The 1,121-nt window shown below is 41.9% G+C and carries 1 protein-coding gene; it reads right to left on the bottom strand.

Annotation, left to right across the window (positions count from 1 at the left end):
* Positions 1–14: 14 nt before the first annotated feature.
* A partial coding sequence (tuf, locus tag H4J56_RS19370) for an elongation factor Tu (protein ID WP_182218777.1) occupies positions 15–1,121 on the bottom strand: 1,107 nt, incomplete at its 5' end.

Here is a 1,121-nt window from a genome sequence, read left to right as displayed (position 1 = left end):
ACTAAAATCTGCAATTATGCGATGATTTTAGATACAACACCAGCACCAACAGTACGACCACCTTCACGGATAGCGAAGCGTAAACCTTCATCCATCGCTACTGGGTTGATTAGCTCTACAACAAATTTCAAGTTGTCGCCAGGCATTACCATTTCAACACCTTCAGGAAGCTCTACAGCACCTGTGATATCTGTTGTACGGAAGTAAAACTGTGGACGGTATCCTTTAAAGAATGGTGTATGACGACCACCTTCATCTTTACTTAACACGTATACTTCTGATTCGAATTTTGTATGAGGTGAAATTGAACCAGGCTTACATAATACTTGACCACGTTCAACATCTTCACGCTTAAGACCACGTAAAAGTACACCACAGTTCTCGCCAGCACGACCTTCGTCTAGAAGCTTACGGAACATTTCAACACCAGTACAAGTAGATTTTTGAGTATCACGGATACCAACAACTTCTACTTCTTCACCAATTTTGATGATACCGCGTTCAACACGACCAGTAACAACAGTACCACGACCAGCAATTGAGAATACATCTTCGATAGGCATGATGAATGCTCCGTCGATTGCACGCTCTGGCTCTGGAATGTAGTTATCTAATTGATCAGCAAGTTCGATGATTTTTGCTTCCCACTTTTCGTCGCCTTGAAGAGCGCCTAAAGCTGAACCTTGAATTACCGGTAAATCATCACCTGGGAAGTCATATTCAGAAAGAAGTTCACGAATTTCCATTTCTACTAATTCTAGTAATTCTTCGTCATCTACAACATCACATTTGTTCATGAATACGATGATATATGGAACACCAACCTGACGTGATAACAAGATGTGCTCACGTGTTTGTGGCATAGGACCATCTGTAGCAGCAACTACTAAGATAGCGCCATCCATTTGTGCAGCACCGGTGATCATGTTTTTGATGTAATCGGCGTGACCAGGACAATCTACGTGTGCGTAGTGACGAACTTCTGTATCGTACTCGATGTGAGAAGTATTGATTGTAATACCACGCTCACGCTCTTCAGGAGCATTATCGATTTGTGCGAAATCTTTAACTTCACCACCGTGTACTTTAGTTAATACTGCAGAGATAGCAGCTGTTAAAGT

The organism is Colwellia sp. BRX8-4 (assembly GCF_014077345.1).
Classification (GTDB): domain Bacteria; phylum Pseudomonadota; class Gammaproteobacteria; order Enterobacterales; family Alteromonadaceae; genus Colwellia_A.
This window is presented reverse-complemented; position numbering and strand designations above follow the sequence as displayed.